Source organism: Bradyrhizobium sp. LeoA1Lang (assembly GCF_055413685.1).
Genome location: NZ_JBVAPG010000536.1, coordinates 1 through 387 on the forward strand (window position 1 = coordinate 1; position 387 = coordinate 387).

1 protein-coding gene is annotated in these 387 nt (G+C 59.4%); it reads left to right on the top strand.

The window, feature by feature from the left end:
* Positions 1-376, top strand: a 376-nt coding sequence (locus ACZYOF_RS44425; protein WP_463719678.1) for a transposase, incomplete at its 5' end; no start/stop codon positions are given.
* Positions 377-387 lie beyond the last annotated feature (11 nt).

The window sequence follows — 387 nt, forward strand, 5'->3', positions numbered from 1 at the left end:
CGTCGACGTCCATTATCCCGACGCCGCCTGCATCCGTGTCGTGCAGGACAATTTGTCGATCCATAAGCCTGGGGCGCTGTATGAGGCCTTCGCGCCTGCCGAGGCCCGCCGCATCCTGTGCCGCCTCGAATTCCACTACACCCCGAAGCACGCCAGTTGGCTTAACATGGTTGAGTGCGAGATCAGCGTGCTTCAGCGCCAGTGTCTCGGCCGCCGCATCGACGACTCCAAAAGGCTCCGAAACGAGATCGCGGCATGGCAACGGCGGCGAAATAAAACCCGAGCCCGAATCAAATGGATGTTCACAACCGACAAAGCTCGCGCCAAACTCGGCCGCGCCTATCCAGCCACCCCCAAAGAGTCAAAATCACTGTGATAGACCACTAG